This window comes from Candidatus Aquicultor sp., from assembly GCF_054640775.1.
The window spans coordinates 1-3,922 of sequence record NZ_JBTSLF010000218.1 but is presented as its reverse complement, the minus strand read 5'-3'; the positions used below and the strand labels follow the sequence as shown (position 1 = coordinate 3,922).

The window sequence follows — 3,922 nt, the reverse complement described above, 5'->3', positions numbered from 1 at the left end:
CTTGATCGATTTCGGAGTATCGCACACATTGATCCTCCCGCTATCCATAAAGGCAACTGTCGAGCAACGCTCGGCCTCGTCCATATACGGTGTTGAAACAAAGAGCGTGATGCCGCGGCTTCGAAGCTCCGAGAGAATGGCCCAGAACTCGCGGCGGCTCACCGGGTCGACGCCGGTTGTCGGCTCATCCAGGAACAGGATGGTCGGTTCGTAAATAAGGGTGCAGGCGAGCGCCAGCTTCTGCTTCATACCGCCGGATAAAAACTCGGCCCTCCGGCCGGTGAACTCTTCGAGCCGCGCAAAATGCAGAAGCTCCTTCGTTCTCGTCCGTCGCTCGGATTCGGGCAGACTGTAGACATCGGCGAAAAACCGCAGGTTCTCCTCGACGGTTAAGTCCCCGTACAGGTTAAACTTCTGGGACATGTAGCCGATTTTACCCCGCACTGCCCGGGCATTACGTAAAATATCCTTGCCCATCAGCATAACCTTACCCGAGGTCGGCTTTAGAATGGTCGCCAACACCCGTATCGTGGTCGTCTTTCCAGCCCCATCCGGGCCGACAAGCCCGAATATCTCGCCTTCATCGACCCGAACACTCACACCATCAACCGCCCGCACACCCGGGAAATCCACTATTAAATTATCCGTCTCGATAATGAAATTATTCATGAAAACTCTCTACTCAAGGACTGCATCTGCAGGCATTCCCTGCTTCAGCTGGCCTTTTGCGTTAACGACTTTAATCGTCACGCCGAATACCAGGTTGCTCCTTTGTTCTTTGGTCTGGACGTTCTGCGGTGTAAACTCGGCCTCGGACGCGATTTCTGCGACCTTGCCCGTAAACGTATCATTCGGAAACGCATCCACGCTCACCGAAGCCTTTTGGCCAACTTGTACCTTACCCAGCTCTTTCTCATCCACGTAAATGGTCAAATCAAGCTCGGATGTCTTACCGACCACCGCCAGCGTCGCACCGGGGCTCGCCATTTCACCTTCTGAGAGCGGCAGGCTCAGCACAACACCGTCGATCGGCGATGTTATAACCGCGTATGTTTGCTGGGTCTTGGCGATAGAAAGGCTTGCCTCAGCCTGATCGAGTTGCGCCTGGGCTATTTTTCTTTTATCCCGTGTGTCGGCATCATCGACCCCGGCCTGCGCGGCATCGACCCCGGCCTTGGCGACCGCAACCTGGTCCTTCAACAGCTTATCATCAAGCACAACGATAACCTGGTCCTTCTTTACATGACTTCCCTCGCTTACCTTCACGTCAGTCACCACTGCGGCAACCTGCGAGCCGATATTCAGCTCGGAAGCCTCGATAGTTCCCGATCCTTCGATCTTTCCGTTCGTGGATTTGCCGTTCGCAAATGAGTTCCACCCGGCATAACCCACGCCAAGCACCACGAGCGCAACGACAATTACAGCTACCTTTTTATGCATAGTCCACCCTCCTAAAGATGAAAGTTAGAATATATATCACTACTAATGCACGCTTACGTCCGCGGGCATACCTGCCTTTAAAACGCCATCCTTGTTAACGACCTCAACGATTACCTTGACCACCCTCACAAGTTCCAACCTATCCGTCGTCATGTTCGAAGGGGCAAACGTCGCTTTGCCGCCCACGCCGATCACCTTGCCCTCAAATACCTGTCCGGGGGCGGCATCGACTTCAACATCAACGGAATCGCCGTTCTTGACCGTAGCGGCTTCATCCAACGGTACATAGACGGTAAGCTTCAAGGCACGGGTGCGCACGATCGACATGACTGTTTGTCCCGGATAGACCACCGAGCCCTCGGATGTCCTGATCGCGATGATCCTACCGGATGTGGAAGCGCGTACCGAGGTGGCATCCAGTACTTGGTTGGCAATCCTCACGCCCACCTCGGCCTGGTCTCTTCTTCGTTTGAGCAATTCTATCTTCCTCGAGAGCTTTGAGACACCCTCGGATATCTTCGTCTTTCCCTCAGCGATTTTCGCCTGCGCCTGGTCCATTTTAGCCAAACCCTGGTTAAACTGCCGCTTACCTTGTGCGAGCCCCGCCGTAGCGGCGCTGGCCCCTTGGGCAAGCTTTGCTTTTACTGCAGACAGCTGCTCTATCGTAGCGGTGAGCTGAGTCCTTTTCTGCAATGCACCTTCCAGCATCCCCTTAGCCTGGGCTACTTTCTGTGGCTTGGCAGGGTCGCTATCGGGCAGAGCCTGGGCTTCTGCGAGCGCCTGCCGCGCCGCGTCTTCCGCCTGGGTCACCGCCGAGAGCCCTCCCCGCGCTTGCGTAAGACCCGCCGCCACGGATGCGAGCTTACTCTTTAATTCCGCCACTTTTGCTTGCCCTTCCGCATATTTCACGGCAAAGGTCTGTTTGGCCTCGGCGCGTTTTGATTTCAGCGTCGCCTCGGCCTGGTTCAAATCGCCCTTCTTACTTGCAATATCGCTGCGCGAGCCGCCAAGGCTATCGAGCGTCGCCTCGATAGTATCGTACTGGGCCTGGGCTTTTTTCAGGTTTTGCTTTGCCAGCGTATCGTCGACCGTAAACAACACATCGCCCCGCTTAACGATATCCCCCGGCTCGACCTTTACGTCTTTGACCATACCCACTGGCTTCGGGGATGGTATCCCGGGCGAGGTTTTTGCCTGCTTGCCTTGCTCCATACCGATCAACGCAAGCTCGGCCGGAACGCATATGGCTTTCTTGTCATCCTCCAGCGCACCCGATGTTGTAATCGATGCATTAACCGCATTGCGCCCCTGCCCGGCCTCAGCAAAAAAGACCAGCGAGAGCGCTATAAGCAATGACGCAACGCCAACGGCGATAGCCTTAGTCTTCATGCCTGCTCCTCAGCCCGTTTAAAGCGATGTCCATCGTGTTGTCCGCGATTGCTTTAGCGTTGAGCTTTCCGGTAAATAACTTGGCCTGCAATAATTGTCCGACCACCAGGCTTAAAATGCCGAGCGCCGCCTTACCCGGGTCGACCTGCCTGAATTCCCCGGATTCAATCCCCTCTTCGATTACGGACTCAAGCAGATGCAGGTACTCTTCACGAAATCCGGCCATAACATCCCTGGTAGCCGAATCGGTAGATGTCAGACTATGTGCAAAAAAGGGTACGATCGGCCCGACGATTTTTACTGTTTTCATATGGTTACGGATGATGAGGTCGATCTTCTTCGAAGCGGTATCGGCTTTATCTATCCCCTTCTCTATCTTTGAGAACAGGCGGGCCTTGCCGAACTTCAGAATTGAGACCATGATATCTTCTTTTTTCTCTATGTAATAATAGATGGTTCCCTTTGCGATACCGGCGTCATCGGCGATATCCTGAATCGAGGCCTTATCAAAACCCTTCTCATCAAACACTTTAGCGGCGCTCGCCATTATCTTAAGACGCGTGCGCTCACTTTTCGTCATGGGACGGGAGTCCTCTTCAAAAAGATCTATAAAGTTATCGTTGTCATCTTTATCAGGCATATGCTTTTCCTTGCCGATCTTGCGGTTTACTTCTTTCACTTTTATATCAGTGACCTATGTCTGTGGCCTCAGCAGACCATCCAGTTACATACCGGGTTTGGTTATATACTAGTTATTTCGACCAACTGGTCAATTTAATTATACCCTTTTCGACCACCTGGTCAATTATTTTTGACTGGACAGTCGAAAATATTGTTCATGCATTCACCTGGCCATAGCCGAACGAATAAGTAGGCATGCCCTTACTTGCCCTATATTCCCAAGATCCGGTATTTATAGCTTAAGAATGTTTGGGATGGGGAGTTTTCTGTTTAGGTGGATGTTGGATGATTGTGGTGAGTGCTGGGGGATGTTTGGATGTGGTCGATGGGATGGATGCGCAGTGCTAGACGACATGGTCTTCCGGTGGCACTGCGTTCTGCGGGTGGGTGCTCCACGCCCCGGCCTTCCGGT

General features: G+C 53.2%; 4 protein-coding genes. All 4 read right to left on the bottom strand.

Annotated features, from left to right (window positions below; all coding sequences use genetic code 11):
• Window positions 1-669 (bottom strand): ABC transporter ATP-binding protein (locus ACYC56_RS13055; protein WP_461374611.1); only part of this gene is annotated, 669 nt, incomplete at its 3' end.
• Between the two features lie 9 nt (window positions 670-678).
• On the bottom strand, window positions 679-1,440 hold the full coding sequence (locus ACYC56_RS13050; protein ID WP_461374610.1) for an efflux RND transporter periplasmic adaptor subunit: 762 nt from the start codon (window positions 1,438-1,440) through the stop codon (window positions 679-681).
• Between the two features lie 42 nt (window positions 1,441-1,482).
• A complete protein-coding gene (locus ACYC56_RS13045; RefSeq protein WP_461374609.1) occupies window positions 1,483-2,829 on the bottom strand; it encodes an HlyD family secretion protein in 1,347 nt (448 codons plus the stop codon).
• Complete coding sequence (locus tag ACYC56_RS13040; protein WP_461374608.1) at window positions 2,819-3,508, bottom strand: TetR/AcrR family transcriptional regulator; 690 nt, start codon at window positions 3,506-3,508, stop codon at window positions 2,819-2,821. The genes ACYC56_RS13045 and ACYC56_RS13040 overlap by 11 nt, the downstream gene beginning before the upstream one ends.
• Window positions 3,509-3,922: the final 414 nt, after the last annotated feature.

Bases quoted from the DNA above. Each gene is read 5' to 3' on its own strand.
- ACYC56_RS13050 (WP_461374610.1), bottom strand. From the start codon at position 1,440: ATGCATAAAAAGGTAGCTGTAATTGTCGTTGCGCTCGTGGTGCTTGGC.
- ACYC56_RS13045 (WP_461374609.1), bottom strand. From the start codon at position 2,829: ATGAAGACTAAGGCTATCGCCGTTGGCGTTGCGTCATTGCTTATAGCG.